Annotated in this window: 16 protein-coding genes; 10 read left to right on the top strand and 6 right to left on the bottom strand. The window is 61.3% G+C overall.

Going from position 1 to position 16,144, the window contains the following annotated elements:
- Positions 1-189: 189 nt before the first annotated feature.
- Positions 190-1,443 (top strand): NAD(P)/FAD-dependent oxidoreductase, encoded by a 1,254-nt coding sequence (locus PUT78_RS04905; RefSeq protein ID WP_274351051.1) that lies wholly within the window; start codon positions 190-192, stop codon positions 1,441-1,443.
- Here the strand turns inward: PUT78_RS04905 and PUT78_RS04910 are convergent.
- From PUT78_RS04910 to PUT78_RS04920, 3 genes are read right to left on the bottom strand one after another with little or no spacing between them, the layout of a single operon-like run.
- Positions 1,422-2,225, bottom strand: coding sequence for a metal ABC transporter permease (locus tag PUT78_RS04910; protein WP_274351236.1), 804 nt, complete (start codon positions 2,223-2,225; stop codon positions 1,422-1,424). The genes PUT78_RS04905 and PUT78_RS04910 overlap by 22 nt on opposite strands.
- A complete protein-coding gene (locus PUT78_RS04915; RefSeq protein ID WP_274351052.1) occupies positions 2,215-2,955 on the bottom strand; it encodes a metal ABC transporter ATP-binding protein in 741 nt (246 codons plus the stop codon). The genes PUT78_RS04910 and PUT78_RS04915 overlap by 11 nt, the downstream gene beginning before the upstream one ends.
- Positions 2,952-3,647 (bottom strand): Fur family transcriptional regulator, encoded by a 696-nt coding sequence (locus tag PUT78_RS04920; RefSeq protein WP_420793459.1) that lies wholly within the window; start codon positions 3,645-3,647, stop codon positions 2,952-2,954. Before PUT78_RS04920 ends, PUT78_RS04915 begins: the two co-directional genes overlap by 4 nt.
- Here PUT78_RS04920 and PUT78_RS04925 point away from each other — a divergent pair.
- From PUT78_RS04925 to PUT78_RS04945, 5 genes are all read left to right on the top strand, one after another.
- Complete coding sequence (locus PUT78_RS04925) at positions 3,646-4,857, top strand: zinc ABC transporter substrate-binding protein (RefSeq protein WP_274351237.1); 1,212 nt, start codon at positions 3,646-3,648, stop codon at positions 4,855-4,857. The two genes, PUT78_RS04920 and PUT78_RS04925, sit on opposite strands and share 2 nt — an antisense overlap.
- Positions 4,858-4,946: 89 nt before the next feature.
- Entirely contained in the window at positions 4,947-5,900 is a 954-nt protein-coding gene (ispH, locus tag PUT78_RS04930) for a 4-hydroxy-3-methylbut-2-enyl diphosphate reductase (protein WP_274351054.1), read from the top strand.
- 99 nt (positions 5,901-5,999) lie between these two features.
- Positions 6,000-6,605 carry a glutathione S-transferase family protein gene (locus PUT78_RS04935; RefSeq protein WP_274351055.1) on the top strand — a complete coding sequence of 202 codons (606 nt, stop codon included), beginning with the start codon at positions 6,000-6,002 and terminating at the stop codon, positions 6,603-6,605.
- Positions 6,602-7,069, top strand: coding sequence for a ribonuclease HI (rnhA, locus tag PUT78_RS04940; protein WP_274351056.1), 468 nt, complete (start codon positions 6,602-6,604; stop codon positions 7,067-7,069). The genes PUT78_RS04935 and rnhA overlap by 4 nt, the downstream gene beginning before the upstream one ends.
- Positions 7,066-7,689 (top strand): trimeric intracellular cation channel family protein, encoded by a 624-nt coding sequence (locus PUT78_RS04945; protein ID WP_274351058.1) that lies wholly within the window; start codon positions 7,066-7,068, stop codon positions 7,687-7,689. The genes rnhA and PUT78_RS04945 overlap by 4 nt, the downstream gene beginning before the upstream one ends.
- Positions 7,690-7,699: 10 nt before the next feature.
- Here the strand turns inward: PUT78_RS04945 and PUT78_RS04950 are convergent, their stop codons facing one another.
- From PUT78_RS04950 to PUT78_RS04960, 3 genes are all read right to left on the bottom strand, one after another.
- Positions 7,700-7,936, bottom strand: a complete 237-nt coding sequence (locus PUT78_RS04950; RefSeq protein WP_274351059.1) for a GlsB/YeaQ/YmgE family stress response membrane protein — start codon at positions 7,934-7,936, stop codon at positions 7,700-7,702.
- Position 7,937: 1 nt separating this feature from the next.
- Positions 7,938-9,128: a dual-specificity RNA methyltransferase RlmN gene (gene rlmN / locus PUT78_RS04955; protein WP_274351060.1), complete on the bottom strand. Its 1,191-nt coding sequence runs from the start codon at positions 9,126-9,128 to the stop codon at positions 7,938-7,940.
- Between the two features lie 92 nt (positions 9,129-9,220).
- The gene (locus tag PUT78_RS04960; protein ID WP_274351062.1) at positions 9,221-9,760 is read right to left on the bottom strand and encodes an invasion associated locus B family protein; all 540 of its coding nucleotides are present in this window, start codon (positions 9,758-9,760) and stop codon (positions 9,221-9,223) included.
- 173 nt (positions 9,761-9,933) lie between these two features.
- On the opposite strand from PUT78_RS04960, the gene PUT78_RS04965 reads away from it, so the two are divergent.
- The 4 genes from PUT78_RS04965 (at position 9,934) to PUT78_RS04980 (ending at position 16,137) form a co-directional block, all read left to right on the top strand.
- Complete coding sequence (locus PUT78_RS04965; protein ID WP_274351063.1) at positions 9,934-10,953, top strand: asparaginase; 1,020 nt, start codon at positions 9,934-9,936, stop codon at positions 10,951-10,953.
- 101 nt (positions 10,954-11,054) lie between these two features.
- Complete coding sequence (locus PUT78_RS04970; RefSeq protein WP_274351064.1) at positions 11,055-11,378, top strand: hypothetical protein; 324 nt, start codon at positions 11,055-11,057, stop codon at positions 11,376-11,378.
- 156 nt (positions 11,379-11,534) lie between these two features.
- A complete protein-coding gene (locus PUT78_RS04975; protein ID WP_274351065.1) occupies positions 11,535-12,827 on the top strand; it encodes an O-acetylhomoserine aminocarboxypropyltransferase/cysteine synthase family protein in 1,293 nt (430 codons plus the stop codon).
- A 193-nt stretch (positions 12,828-13,020) separates the two neighbouring features.
- Positions 13,021-16,137, top strand: a complete 3,117-nt coding sequence (locus PUT78_RS04980; protein ID WP_274351067.1) for a hypothetical protein — start codon at positions 13,021-13,023, stop codon at positions 16,135-16,137.
- Positions 16,138-16,144: the final 7 nt, after the last annotated feature.

Here is a 16,144-nt window from a genome sequence, read left to right on the forward strand (position 1 = left end):
ATTCAGCCTTTGAAGGCCGGGGTTATGCCGCCAGCATACAGTGTACTCCTCCCATGTCGGATCGGCAGCCCCCGGCCCACCGCTGGCACGGGCTTCATGTGTGCCCAACTGCGTTTCATGCAAACAGCGCCTTGCATCCCCCCGCCGAGCGCGCAACAAAGGGTCAGCCCCCCCTTTCAGGTTGCACCCATGCCAGCCCTTCCCCACATGCAGCATAGCGAGATTGCAATTGTCGGCGCGGGTATTGTCGGGCTTTGCACTGCGCTGCGGCTGGCCGATCAGGGGCATGATGTTGCGCTGCTTGCCCCTGAAGATGACGAAAGCGGTGCATCCTATGGCAATGCCGGGGTTATCGCCGATTATGCCGTTATGCCGGTCGGCACACCGGATGTGTTGCGCAGCCTGCCGCGATTGCTGTTTGACCGCGACAGCCCGCTGGCCATCCGCAAGACGGCAATTTTCACGCTTGCGCCGTGGTTGCTGCGTTTTACGCGCGAATGCCTGCCCGCGCGCGCGGCAGCCAATGCGCAGGCCATCGCTGCGCTGATGGCACCGACCCCCGCTGCATGGGCAGCAATGGCTGACCAGATCGGCAGCACAGCCTTGCTGAAACCGCAAGGATCACTTTATCTGTTTGAAACCGAAAAGGACCAGCGCCGCACGGATTTCACCCTGTCCCGCCGCCTGGGGGTCCGTGTCGACATCATTTCGCGCGCGGAACTGGGCCAGCTTGAACCGGGCCTGCCTGCGCATATGGGCCATGGCGCAGCCTTCTTTCCCAACACAGTCACATTGCATGACCCGCGCGCCATGCTGCGGCTGTTGCGCGCAGCGGTTATGGCCGCTGGCGTGCACCATATCCCTGCGCGCATCACCGGACTGGCGCGCGATGGGCAAGGGCATGTCACGCTGACAGGCGCAGGAATCCGGTTGCGCGCGCATAAGGTTGTGCTGGCCGCCGGGGCGTGGTCACGCGATCTGGCACGGCAGGCGGGCGACAAGGTGCCGCTGGACACGGAACGCGGCTATCATCTGGAATATGACATGGCTGATCAGCCGCTGACACGTCAGATGACGCCAGTGTCACGCGGGTTCTATTTCTGCCCAATGGCGGGCCGGTTACGGGTTGCGGGCACGGTAGAACTCGGCGGGTTGAACGCCCCTGCCGCCCCCAACAGGTGGACGGTTATGGAACGCGGCGCGCGCACCATATTCCCCGACCTGCCGGACCCTGACCGGCGCTGGATGGGCTGCCGCCCGTCCCTGCCGGATTCGCGGCCTGTCATCGGCCCATCCGCGCGCGGGGCGGATGTGATTCACGCCTATGGGCACGGGCATCTGGGGCTGACACTGGCACCTGTTACCGCCCAGATTGTCGCGGATCTGGTGGCAGAACGCGCGCCCGCGCTTGATATTGCGCCCTACCGCCCCGGGCGTTTCTGAACCAGTGCCGCTGCGAATGTGAACAGCGCGAAGATCAGCGCCGCCACCACCACAATCGACGGGCCGGACGGCGTGTCCTGCCACAGCGATAGCTGCAGCCCCCCCCAGACAGACAAGCCCCCGATCACCACGGCGAACATGGCCATCACTTCCGGCGTGCGCGCAACATTGCGCGCAGCGGCCGCGGGAACAATCAACATGGCCGCAATCAGCAAGGCCCCCACGATTTTCAGCGCCACAGCCACGACCACGGCTAGCGATAAGGTCAGCACCATACGCTCGCGTGCGGGGCTAAGCCCGGAGGCATGGGCCAGATCCTCATTCAGGGTGGCTGTCAGAAGCGCCGACCATCGCCACAGAATCATACCCAGCACCAGCGCCGACCCGGACAGGATAATGGCTAGATCCATGCGTGACACCGCCAGAATGTCGCCAAACAGATAGGCGGTCAGGTCCACCCGCACCGCTGGCAGAAACGACACCGCTACCAGACCGAAGGCCAGCGCGGAATGCGCCAGCACCCCAAGCGTCGTATCCATTGCCCAGCCGCGCCCGGCCATCACCGACACAATCATGGCCATCAGCAGCGCCACAATCAGCGTGCCAACGAATATGCTGATCTGAAACCCAAGCGCCAGTGCGACCCCCAGAATGGCGGCATGCGATGTGGCATCGCCGAAATAGGCCATGCGGCGCCAGACGACAAAGCAGCCCAGCGGACCAGTTGCCAATGCCACCGCCAGCCCCGCCAGCAGCGCACGCATCATGAAATCATCCAGCATGGGGGGTGTCGTCCTTCTGGTGGTCATGTTCGTGGTCATGCTGGTGCTGAAACAGCGCCAGCGCGCCGCCTGTGCCCATACCGAACAAGGCGCGGTATTCCGGGGCTGCGCGCACCACACTGGGCGTCCCCTCGCAGCAGATATGCCCGTTGATGCACACGACCCTGTCCGACGCACTCATGACCACATGCAGATCATGGCTGACCGACAGCACAGCGCAGCCGGTTTCATGGCGCATATCGTCAATCAGCCGGTAGAAACTGGCAACGCCCGGCTGGTCCAGCCCGGCGGTCGGTTCATCCAGCATCAGAATATCAGGCTCCATCAATAGGGCACGCGCCAGCAGGACACGCTGGAACTGCCCGCCTGACAGGGTTGTCATATTCTGCCCCGCGACATCGGGCACGCCCACCCGCGCCAGAACCGCCGCAATTTCAGTTGCGCTGCGCCGGGTTGGCAGCGACAGGAAACGGCGCACCGGCAGCGGCAGGCCGGGATCGATATGCAAGCGCTGCGGCACATAGCCAACCCGCAACCCGCGCGCGCGCGCAACGGTTCCGCGACGGGGCGGCACAACCCCCAGAAGCGCGCGCAGCAGCGTTGTTTTGCCGGACCCGTTCGGCCCGACAATGGTTACAATTTCGCCCTTCGTGATGGAAAAATCGATGTCGAACAGCACCCGCCGCCCGCCATAATGCACGCTGACCCCGCTTGCCTGTATCAATGTCACGCAATGGTCCTTTGGGCAGAATCTGCGCGGGTGCGGCATTCACGGCACTGGCCCACCCCTTCTATTGTCGCGCGCGACAAGTCGAAGCCGATTTCCCGCGCGGCCACGCCAAGCGCCCGGCTGACCGAATCGCTTGATGCTTCCATCACGCTTTCGCAGGTTTCGCAAATCAGGAATGCCGCGCCATGGTCATGGCCGGGATGGGTGCAGGCGGTGAAAGCGTTCAACCGCCGGATACGATGGGCCAGCCCGTTTTCGACAAGAAAATTCAGCGCCCTGTAGGCCACGGGCGGCTGTGCGCCAAATCCGTCGGCGGCCAGTTTTTCCAGCACATCATAGGCCCCGAGCGCACCATGCGCCTGCAACAATATCTCCAGCGTGCGCCTGCGCACAGGCGTAAGCCGCAATCCTTGCGCCTGCACACGCGTTTCCGCCTGCGCAAGAATCGTCTGTGCTGTGGCCTGACCGCTATGGTCGGGGCAGCAAAAGGACTGGTGTTCGGGGCGATCTGCCATTCCATGTGCCTTGACTGTTATGGTATAACAAAAGATATGTACCGTAATAGCATAACACAAGGAGTTCAGGATGCGCCACTCTCTCGCATTGGCCTGCGCCATGATGGCCACACCACTTGCCGCCCATGATCTGAAGATCGTGACCGATTTTCCGGTCACGCATTCGCTGGTGTCCATGGTGCTCGGGGAACATGGCAGCGCCGATCTGTTACTAGACCGCGGGGGCGACCCACATTCCTTTCAGTTGCGCCCGTCACAGGCGCGCGCGTTGTCCGACGCCGACCTGATTTTCTGGGTTGGCGAAGATCTGACGCCATGGCTGGCCCGCGCGCTTGCCGGCACCGAAACCGGGGCCGAGATTGTGACATTGCTGAACGCAGATGGGTTGAATCTGCAGGAATTTTCGCATGGCCATTCGCATGATGACCATGCGCACGATCATGATGACCACGGCCACGCGCATGATGATCATGGGCATGATCACGACGATCACGGCCACGCGCATGATGATCATGGGCACGATCATGACGACCACGGCCACGCGCATGATGATCATGGGCATGATCACGACGATCACGGCCATTCGCATGATGACCATGCGCACGATCATGACGACCACGGCCACGCGCATGACGATCATGGGCACGATCATGACGACCACGGCCACGCGCATGATGATCATGGGCATGATCACGACGATCACGGCCACGCGCATGATGATCATGGGCACGATCATGATGACCACGGCCACGCGCATGATGATCATGGGCATGATCACGACGATCACGGCCACGCGCATGATGATCATGGGCACGATCATGATGACCACGGCCACGCGCATGATGATCATGGGCATGACCATGACGGCCTTGATCCCCATGCCTGGATGAACACCGAAAATGTGAAAATCTGGCTGGACGTCATTGCCTCCGAATTGGCGGAACATGACCCCGAACACGCCGAAAACTATCTTGCGAACGCGGAGTCGGCAAAAGCGGGAATTTCTAGTCTTGCCAATGAACTGACTGGTGTTCTTGAACCAATCAGCGCCGCTCCGCTGGTCATGTTCCATGATGCCTATGGCTATCTCGCCGATCAGTTCGGGCTGAATGTTGCAGGCACAATCTCGCTGGGCGATGCAGCAGCCCCCGGCGCACAGCGGCTAAGTGAATTGCGTGCGCAATTACAGGATGATGGCGCTGTCTGCATTTTCCCGGAAGTGAACCATTCATCGCGCTACATTGATATTGTCGTCGAAGGCACGCAAACCCGCGTTGGCGCGGAACTGGACCCGGCGGGTGTAACGCTGGAGCCCGGCGCAGGTCTTTATCCGGCGTTGATGCGCGGCATCGCGCAATCTCTTGCTGATTGCGTTTCGGGCGACTGATGCACCCACCCCGCGCGGCGACCATTGGACTGGACGCCGCGCGGATGAAAGTTTAGGTCTGGTACTGCCAACCCGATAGTGACCGGACAATGACCCAGAAACCTGCCCTGACCCTATATCTGGCCGCACCGCGCGGCTTCTGCGCAGGCGTGGACCGCGCCATCAAGATCGTGGAACTGGCGCTGGAAAAATACGGCGCCCCTGTCTATGTCCGGCATGAAATCGTGCATAACAAATACGTTGTGGATGGCCTGCGTGCCAAAGGTGCGGTCTTTGTCGAAGAACTTGACGACTGCCCTACCGACCGGCCCGTGATCTTTTCCGCACATGGCGTGCCAAAATCCGTGCCCGAAGAAGCGCAGAACCGCCAGATGCTGTATCTGGATGCAACCTGCCCGCTGGTCAGCAAGGTCCATATCGAAGCAGAACGCCACCACGCCAACGGGTTGCAGATGATCATGATCGGCCATGCCGGACACCCCGAAACCATTGGCACGATGGGGCAACTGCCCGACGGCGAAGTGCTGCTTGTCGAAACGGTCGATGATGTCGCGCATCTGCAGGTGCGCGATGAACAGAAACTGGCCTTCATCACCCAGACCACCCTGTCGGTGGATGACACAATCGGTATTGTCACCGCGCTGCGCAGCCGGTTTCCGGCGATTATCGGGCCGCATAAAGAAGACATCTGTTATGCGACCACCAACCGGCAGGAAGCGGTCAAGGCCATTGCGCCGAAGATTGACGCGCTGCTGGTCATTGGCGCGCCCAATTCGTCGAATTCGCAACGCCTGGTCGAAGTGGGCCGCGCGCGCGGCTGCGCCTATGCGCAACTGGTGCAGCGCGCCGCGAATATCGACTGGCGCGCGCTGGACGGGATTCGCGCCATCGGCATCACCGCAGGGGCATCCGCCCCCGAGGATCTGGTGAACGAAGTGATAGACGCTTTTGATGCGCGCTATAATCTGCATGTCGAACTGGTTGAAACCGCGAAAGAGCGTGTTGAATTCAAGGTACCCCGCCAGTTGCGCGAAACCGCATGACCGCCCCTGTTCTGATATCCGGCGTCCCGGCCTGTCTGGCCATGGTGAAATGGTTCGTCTAAACTGTCGCAACAGCTTGTTTTCCGGGAACCCACGAACATGATCCTTTATTCCATGCCCACATCGGGCAACAGCTACAAGGTGCGGCTTCTGCTGGCGCTTCTGGGGCGGCATGATGTTCAGCGGATCGATGTCGAATACCTTACAGACGCGCTGGAACAGGCAAAACAGCAAGGACGCCTGCCTTTTGGTAAGGCCCCGGTTCTCGTGCTGGATGACGGCACGCTGTTGCCCGAATCAAACGCCATCCTGTGCTATCTGGGCGACGACACCCGCTTCATGCCCCAATCCCCAGTTGCACGTGCGCAGATGCTGGGCTGGATGTTCTGGGAACAGAACCAGCATGAAGGCGTGATTGCCGTGCGTGCAGCGCTGCGGGCCTATCCGCACCGGCGCGCACTGGCCACGCCCGAACGCATGGCAGAATTGCTGGAGCGCGGCCATGACCTGTTGCAGATCATGGAGGACCATCTGGCCACGCGCGACTGGCTGGTAGGCGATCATGCCACCCTCGCCGATCTTTGCCTGTTTGCCTATACCCATAGCGCGGGCGCGCGTGGCGGGTTCGACATGGCGCGCTTTCCCGCGATTGGCGCATGGATCGAACGTATCACCCAGCTTGACGGGTTCGAGGGGCTGGAATGACCGAACTTGTTGCCTATACTGACGGGGCCTGTTCCGGCAATCCCGGCCCCGGTGGCTGGGGTGTGTTACTGCGCGCCTATCAGGGCGACAGGGTCGTAAAAGAACGCGAACTGTCGGGCGGTGAAGGGGACACAACCAATAACCGCATGGAACTGATGGCCGCCATTTCCGCGCTGGAGGTTCTGGAACGCCCCAGCACTGTCACCATTGTCACCGACAGCGCCTATGTGAAAAACGGTGTAACAAGCTGGATTCACAGCTGGAAACGCAATGGCTGGCGCACGGCCGGTCGCAAACCCGTCAAGAATGCCGAATTGTGGCAACGGCTGGATACCGCGCAGGAACGTCACAGTGTCATCTGGAAATGGGTCAAGGGACATGCCGGGCATCCGGAAAACGAACGCGCCGATGAACTGGCCCGTGCAGGCATGGCACCGTTCAAGCCAGTGAAATCAACATCATGACATTGGTGCAAGGCCTTGATTATACGTCTGTATTCATCTTTGGCCTGACCGGCGCGCTGGCTGCCAGCCGTGCCCAGCTGGATATTGTGGGTTTCCTGTTTCTGGCCTGTCTGACAGCCGTGGGCGGCGGTACGCTGCGCGATGTGCTGCTGAACCGTGATCAGCTGTTCTGGATCGCCGATCCGGGCATGATCCTGTCGGCCTGTGTCGCGGCGATTCTGGTGTTTTTCACCGCACATTTTCTGGAATCGCGGTTGCGCGCGCTGGAATGGCTGGATGCGCTGGCTTTGGGTGTGGCGGTTCCTGCCGGTGTGGGTGTTGCACTGGGTCTGGATCAGTCATGGCCAATCGTGCTGATCATGGGGGTTGCCACTGGCACATTCGGCGGGCTGATGCGCGATGTCGTATGCAATGAACTGCCGCTGATCCTGAAGAAGGGTGAACTATATGCAAGCGCCGCGCTGGTCGGGGCCAGCGCGGCCTTGCTGGCGGCGAAATTCACGACAGATAGCCTGATTATTCTGACAGTCTGCGGGGTGACGACTGTTGCCCTGCGCGCCGGGTCAATCCGGTTCGGCTGGTGCCTGCCGGTTTATAAAAGCCGCCCGCCGCGTCAGTAAGTGGTAAGGATCAGCGCCCCAGAAACCGCTGCCATATCCACAGCAGCGCCAGTGACCCCAGAAGCGCCAGAACAAAACCACCGACCCAGCCTGCGGAACTCATCAAAAACCGAAATCCCAGCCCGCCGATAACCGCCCCCAGAATGCCGATCACCATCGCGGTGGGCAAATCCGTGTTCATGCGCATCAGCCGGGTTGCCAGAACCCCGGCCAGCGCCCCCAGAACGATAAGTGCGACAACCGGCATGTCAGCTACCCTGCCCGGTCGTAAGCCGCGCGGCAATGTCAGCGCGGGATTTACGCCCGCGTTCGGTCGCGGATTTCAGCTGACCACATGCGGCCATGATATCTTCGCCGCGTGGCGTGCGGATGGGGCTGGCATAGCCTGCCTTGTGGACAATATCGGAAAAGGCTTCAATCCGCGACCAATCGCTGCGCTGATAGGGCGCGCCGGGCCATTCGTTGAACGGGATCAGGTTGATTTTGGCGGGAATGCCCGCAATCAGTTTCACCAGCCGCCGTGCATCGGCATCCGAATCATTCACATCCTTCAGCATGACATATTCAAAGGTGATGCGTTCCGAATTTGTCAGACGCGGATACTCGCGCAAAGCATCCAGCAAGGTATTGATATTCCAGCGCTTGTTGATGGGAACCAGCGTGTCGCGCACGGCATCCGTGGTGGCGTGAAAACTGATTGCCAGCAGACAGCCGATTTCCTGCGCGGTGCGCGCGATTTCCGGCACCACACCCGATGTGGATAAGGTGATCCGACGCCGCGAGATGGACAGACCTTCGCCATCCATGGTGATTTTCATCGCATCGCGCACATTGTCGAAATTATAAAGCGGCTCCCCCATGCCCATCAGCACAACATTGCTGACAAGGCGGGTTTCATCCTTTGGCGCGCCCGGTTCGGGCCATTCGTCCAGATCATCGCGTGCAACAAGAACCTGTCCCACAATTTCCGCAGCAGTCAGGTTACGCACCAGTTTCTGGGTTCCGGTATGACAGAAGGAACAGGTCAGTGTGCAACCAACTTGCGAAGAAATACAAAGGGTTCCACGGCTTTCTTCAGGTATGTAGACCGCTTCCACCTCATGCCCGCCGGCAATGCGCAACAGGTATTTGCGCGTGCCGTCATCCGATACCTGACGGGTCACGATTTCCGGGCGCGTGATTTCAAAATGCTCCGCCAGTTGCGCACGATAGGCTTTCGCCAGATTAGTCATCGACGCGAAATCCTGCACGCCCCAGTGGTATATCCACTGCCATATCTGGCCCACACGCATTTTCGCCTGCCGTTCAGGGGTGCCGGTTGCCATCAGGGCATCGGCCATCTGGGCGCGGGTCATGCCCACAAGGTTGCGCTTGCCCCCTTCCGGCAGGCGGCGCGGTATGGTCACGACATCCTGCGTGATCGGGGCGGTGCTGGGCATTTGCGGCATCCTTGGCGGTGGCTTTGGGTCACATATAACAAGACCGCCCGGAATTTACAGCCCGGGCGGTCATATTCAGGTATCAGGCGCTGTCAGTCAGCGCATTGACTTTGGGCTTCTTCGGTCGCTGCGGTGAACCCGAACAGCGAAAACGTGTCCCGCGTGTTGGTCCCGCGCGAAGACCGCGCCTGCAACACAGCATCCGATCCGGCGCGCATGGCCGCGAAAATACGCTGATCTTCTTCCGGGGAGCCGGCCCAGGCCCATTCCCCTTCGACGAAAAGCTGGAATTCATTGGTGCCTATTGTCACATCCACTGTCGAATCCGGCGCAAAAGGGTAACCGCCGGTAAATGAAACCTGTGGCGCGCCACTGCCGCCACGATAGGTTGCGAACAACAGGATATCGCCACGCCGCACTTCGACGGGTTGGCCGCCGCGTGTGTTCAGCGTTTCACGCGGGGCGGATACCGCCCAGCATTCCTTGGGTTCGTCTTCCACGAACACGCTCCAGGCCGTATCGGCGGCAACGCGGTTGGTGGATTCCTGCGCGAGTGCGTTTGTGGCGAACCCGCCTGCACACATCATCGCGGCACATGTGAGTGTCGTTCCGTTCAGCCGTTTCGACGCCATCTGCTTTCTTGCCTCCACTTGGTCCGGGCTTTAGACTGGTATTCGCGCAGCGATGATGCGCATGGCCCTTGCGCCTTTTACCGCCACGGGTCAGGAATTTCAAAGCCCTCATCGTAAAAAATCGCGCAGGCGTGAATGCAAACTGCGTCCGGATCACGGAATTGAGCAACAAAATGCCGAAAATATCACAGATACATGACCATGCCGTACCGCTGATAGAGCTGTGGCGCGGGGATTTGCTTGAAAGCGTTCATCATGGTCATGCGGTGGTCATGCATGCCAATGGCGCGATTGTTGAAAGCTGGGGTCAGGCCGATGTGCTGATGTATCCCCGCTCCAGCTGCAAGATGGTGCAGGCCCTGCCGCTGATCGAAAGTGGGGCCGGGCATGCACTTGGGTCGGAACAACTGGCGCTGGCCTGCGCATCCCATCAAGGCGCGGGACTGCATGTCCATGGTGTGTCGCGCTGGCTGTCGGATCTGGGCCTGGGTGAAGATGACCTGCGCTGTGGCCCGCAAGCCGCCGAAGATATTGCCGAACGCGACCGGCTGATACTGGCGCATGAACGCCCCTGTCAGTTACACAATAACTGTTCGGGCAAACATGCGGGGTTCCTGACGCTGAACCGCCATCTTGGCGGCAGCAGCGAATATGTCGAGGCGGACCACCCGGTACAGCGCGCCGTGCGCCTTGCCTTTGAGGAAGTCACCGGCATGCCATCGCCCGTATACGGCATTGACGGCTGTTCGGCCCCGAATTTTGCGACCAGCCTGCAGGGGCTTGCGCTGGCGATGGCGCGGTTTGCGGGGGCGTCCGACAGTGGGGACGCGCGCGCCCGCGCGATGGTTGCACTGCGCGATGCGATGATGCGCCACCCGGAACTTGTTGCCGGGGAAACCCGCGCCTGCACAGAGTTGATGCGCGCCATGGGTGGTACGGCCGCGGTCAAGACCGGGGCAGAAGCAGTTTTCGTGGCCATCCTGCCACAATCGGGGCTGGGAATCGCGCTGAAGATTGTCGATGGCGGTGTGCGCGCTGCCGAAGCGGCAATCACCGCACTGCTGGTCCGGCATGGCGCGCTGGACGGGAATCACCCTGTGGTCGCGCGCTATCTGGGGGATATGCGCAACCGGCGCGATCTGATCGTCGGCCAGATACGCTGTGCCCGCAATTTTTGCACCAACGCCACCTGAACGCCCCATGGCGGCGCACATTCGCCGCAATGCCGCGCCAAGGGTTTTCCGACAAGGTGCAATGCCCTATGGATGAAGGATGCAAGAAGGAACCATGTGACATGTTTAAATTTCTGTTCGGCAAACGCGCGAAAGACCCCGAAATCATTATCCGCGAAACACAGCGCGAAACTGTCGAACGTGCGCAACGTGAACTGAACGAAATCCTGTCGGCGCTGGAGCCGCGTGCGAAACTTTGCGTTGATCTGGATAATGGCACCCTTGCTGTGACCCTGCCCGAACAGATGCCCGACGAAGCAAAGGCCCTGCCCGCACCCGAGCAGAAGCAGAAGCCAGAACAGAAACCAGCACAACACCCCTCTGAATCCGCTGCCGCACCGCAGACCAGCGCCCTTGCGGAAGACGCAGAGCGCGAGCGTATCTGATCACTGCGAAAGGTATGGCAAAGCTTTGTTCCGGCACCCGCTGCCCCGTTGGGGAAGTGCCGGGACAGTCTGCGCTTCGGCCATTGCCGGGATGCTTGCGCGGCGGCCCGCGCTGTCGTAGCGTTCTGCTGTCATTCTGTTCAAAGGACGTAAATTATGGCCGAGTCATCCCCGGGTTTTGAAACATTACAGATTCACGCAGGCGCACGCCCCGATCCCGCGACAGGCGCGCGGCAGGTGCCGATCTATCAATCGACCGCTTACGTGTTCCGCGATGCCGATCATGCCGCTGCATTATTCAACCTGCAGGAGGTTGGCTATATCTATTCCCGTCTGACCAACCCGACGGTTTCGGCATTGCAGGAACGTATGGCCGCACTGGAAGGGGGCGCGGGCGCGATCTGTGCATCATCGGGGCATGCAGCCCAGATTCTGGCACTGTTCCCGCTGATGGGGCCGGGGCTGAACGTCGTCGCCTCCAACCGGCTTTATGGGGGCACAGTCACGCAGTTCAGCCAGACGTTCCGCCGTTTCGGCTGGTCGACCAAATTTGTGGATTTCGACGATCTGGATGCGCTGGAAGCCGCAATTGATGAAAACACCCGCGCGGTTTTCTGCGAATCCATTGCCAATCCGGGCGGGTATATCACTGATCTGGATGCTGTTTCCGCGATCAGTGACCGGCACGGCATTCCACTGGTGGTCGATAACACCACCGCATCCCCCTATCTGTGCCGCCCGATTGAACATGGCGCAACGCTGGTTGTGCATTCCATGACCAAATACCTGACCGGCAATGGCACGGTTACCGGTGGCTGCGTTGTGGATTCAGGCAAGTTCGACTGGTCCGCGAGTGACAAATTCCCGTCATTGTCGCAGCCCGAACCCGCCTATCATGGTCTGAAATTCCACGAAACATTCGGCCCGCTGTCATTCACATTCCACGCCATCGCTGTGGGGCTGCGCGACCTTGGCATGACGCTGAATGCGCAGGCGGCGCATTACACATTGATGGGCATCGAAACCCTGTCGCTGCGCATGGACCGTCACTGTATCAACGCGCTGAAAGTGGCCAAGTGGCTGGAAGCGGACCCCCGTGTCGGCACTGTCACCTATGCAGGGCTGGAATCATCGCCCTATTACAACCGGATGGCCAGGATTTGCCCCAAAGGTGCGTCGTCGCTGTTCACCTTCTCGCTGAAGGCGGGGTATGATGCCTGTGTGAAGCTGATCGACAATGTCGGATTGTTCAGCCATGTCGCCAATCTGGGTGACGCGCGGTCGCTGATCATTCATTCGGCGTCAACCACGCACAGGCAATTGTCGGAAAGCCAGCAAATTGCCGCAGGGGTCGCGCCGGATGTTGTGCGCCTGTCCATCGGGCTGGAAGATCCGGCCGATCTGATTGCCGATCTGGATCAGGCATTGACCAAAGCCTGCGGCAGCTAAGTTGTGCAGGACAGCGCGACCTGCCGGGTTTTATCGCAATCCCGGCAGGTCGCGCATTTGCGGTCTGACGCATGGTGCAGACACACGGCAGGGACGCTGTGACTTGCTGATCCGGGCAATTTTTTGCTATCGCAGTCCCAGATCGCGGAAATGAGACTCCCTCAACACCTGAATCATGTGCTAAAGGCGCAATATGAAAACCAATTTTGCACTTGGCGTCACCGAAGATGGTGTCACTCTCTGGCAACGTGGCGAACGTGACTGGCTGCGCGTCGGTGCTGTCGCGCTGGACCATCCGCAAATGACTGCAGCTGTCGGGGATCTGGTCGCGCGCGCGCGCAAACTTGTTTCCGGGCAGATCGTAACGCAGATTGTCATTCCTGATGACCAGATCCTCTATACGCGGGTCACGGCACCCGGACCGGATACTGATGCGCAGCGCGCCCAGATACGCAAGGCGCTGGAGGGGCGCACTCCTTTCCCGGTAGAAGAACTGAATTTCGACTGGACCGGCGCCGGGGCAGAGGTTGACGTGGCCGTCGTCGCACGCGAAACCCTGATCGAAGCCGAAGATTTCGCCAGAGAACACCACCTGAACCCGGTCTGTTTTGTCGCCGCGCCCGGCGGTGGCGCGTTCAAACATGCACCGTTTTTCGGCACCACCCGGATTGTCCGCGATATTCTGGGAAGCGCCGATGACCTGACCCGCGACCGGGTGATCCTGCGTGAAACCGGCACGGTCCCGGAAGCGAAAGCGCCGGAACCAGACATGGCCCCGCCCGCAGCAAAGGGTGATGGTGCCGCCAAATCTGCACAGGCCGCAACGCCTGTGAAAACGCCCCCACCCGCAGCGAAGCACGACCCGGCTGCCGAAAGCAGCCCGGCAACGTCACCTGCCGCCGCAGCAGATACGCCCAAGGCCGAATCTGCACCTGAAGCCACGGCTGATGCAGCACCGGCTGACAAACAGGAAAGCCCTGCTGCCGCGCCTAAAACGCCCAAGACCCCTGACAATGATGCGCCCGCAACCCCGGCAGGAAGCGCACCCAAAGACGCCAAACCCGATGCGGGAAAGACCCCCGCCGCCGGGGTCGCGACGCCGGGTCCGGGCGCGCCCGGACCTGCCACTCCACCCCGGAACCCGCAGGATTCCGCACAGATTGGTTTCCGAAGTCGCAGGCAACAGGATGCACAGGCAACCGGCAGCGCTGCGCCCGTTTCCGGCGCGGTATCCGGCACCAGCCTGACAGCGCAGACCGACAAGCTGGCCAAAGCCGCCGATACTGACAAACGCGCTGATGCAAAAGCAGGGGCTGCCGGTCTGGGCAAGCAGTTGCGCAGCGGATATGCGAAGGCCAATGCGCGTATCGCAAGCAGCATGGGCCTTCTGCGGGCGCGGTTGCAGGAAGGTTCCAAGAAGCCGCAGCCGGCAAAACCGGCAGCTGAACCCATAAAACAGTCCGCCCCCGCCAAAAAAACGGACCAGCCCGCCCCCGTAAGCACAGATACCAAAAGTGCGGCCATCAAGGGCCCGGACCTCAAAAACACAGGCGCCAAAAGCGGCGCCCAGCCATGGCAGTCGCCGCCCGCGGCCAAAACCGCAATTGCTGCAACGCCCCCAAAGCCAGCCAGCTCTGTCCCGGCATCTTCTGAAACGAAATCATCGCCTGAAACGAAGCCCACAGAAAAGGCCGCGCCCGCAGAGCAGCCCAAAGCCCCCGGCACGGACACAACCGCACGCAAAAGCCCGCTGGAGACCCTGCGCAGCATCGGTCAGACCGCCCCGGGACAACCCGCAGCAACCGATGCCGAAGCGCAACGGCTGACAGTGTTCGGGGCGCGCGGGCAGGCAGTGGACTCCCGATCCGGGGTGAAACCCGTCATGCTGATCGGTGCTGGCCTGCTGGCAATTCTGGCGGCAGGTACCATCTGGGCCTTCTATTTCGACAATGCGGCCCCCCCCGACATTCCCGTCACACTGGCCCCCGCCCCCGAAGCCGCCACTGATGCGCCAGGCATGCTCGATGCTGCGACGGACACCCCCGAAGACGACGCCATAGAAGCCGCCCTCGGGCTGGAAGATGCCGCAGAACGCGGCCCCGGGATGGATACTGCCGCTGAAACCGCCCCCCCGGCGACACTGGAAGGTGAAAGCGTATCCCCCACCGAGGATGCCAGCGCCCCCGGCCTTGAAACGCGTCAGGGGCGCGTTGCAGGGCTGCGATCTTCTGCGCTGATCATGCCGCAGGAAATGGTGGAATTGCCGTCCTCACCCGCCGCACCGGAACCCTTTGGTGCGCAGCCATTACCCCCGCTACGCAGCGAACTGGCCGCGCAAGATGCTGAGGCCGCCACACAGGACGCTGATGATACCGCCGTGCTGGATGATGCGGCAGCTATCGCAGCAGCAATCGCAGAAGCCAGCGCCCTGCCGGATGGCGAAGAAGCGCTGGAAATAGAAGTCACCCAAGGGCGGCCCGCCACCGCCCCACCGGAAAAGCCCCTGCGCTTTACCCTGCCGGCCACCCCCACGCCGGAACCTGAACCCGCTGAAACCACCCCCCCGCAGGATGCGCCGGCCAACGCTGATGATGCGCAGCTTCCAGGTGACAGCGCACAGGCAACCGGGCTTCCGGACGAAAGTGATCTGGACATCACTGTCACGCCCGGCACGCCGCCTGTGGTGCCCCCTTCCCGTCCCGGTGACCCGCCGCAAACAGAATCCGACCAGTCACAGGTCCCCGCGGATGAAGGTGACATCCAGCAGGCCAGTGTCACCGCGACCCCCGGCGGGCTTGTTCTCAGTGCGTTGCGCCCGGCAAGCCGTCCCAGTGACCTGGCCGCGCGTGTGGAAGCACTTCAGGAAAGCGCCGCACCACAGATCGCGAATGCAACCCCGCAGGCAGTTGCCGCATCGCGGCGCCCGACGGACCGACCAAGCCAGTTTGCCTCGACGGTTCAGCGTGCATTAAGCGCCGCGACACCAACGCCCCCTGCCGCCACCAGCACCCCGCAGACCCCGGTTCAGACAGCAAGCGCGGCCGCCGCAGCGATGCCGAATATTCCCACTTCCGCCTCTGTCGCGCGCGAGGCAACACAGGCCCGCGCCATCAACCTGCGGCAGGTCAATCTGATCGGTGTGATGGGCACATCGTCGAATCGCCGGGCGCTGGTGCGCCTGTCGAACGGCCGTGTCGTAACAGTGCGGGTCGGCGAAAGTCTGGATGGCGGGCAGGTTACGGCCATCGGCGAAACCGAATTGCGCTATAACCGCCGTGGGCGCGATGTCGTGTTACGCATTGCATCCTGACAGGCTG

This window comes from Roseinatronobacter alkalisoli (genome assembly GCF_028745735.1).
Lineage (GTDB): Bacteria > Pseudomonadota > Alphaproteobacteria > Rhodobacterales > Rhodobacteraceae > Roseinatronobacter > Roseinatronobacter alkalisoli.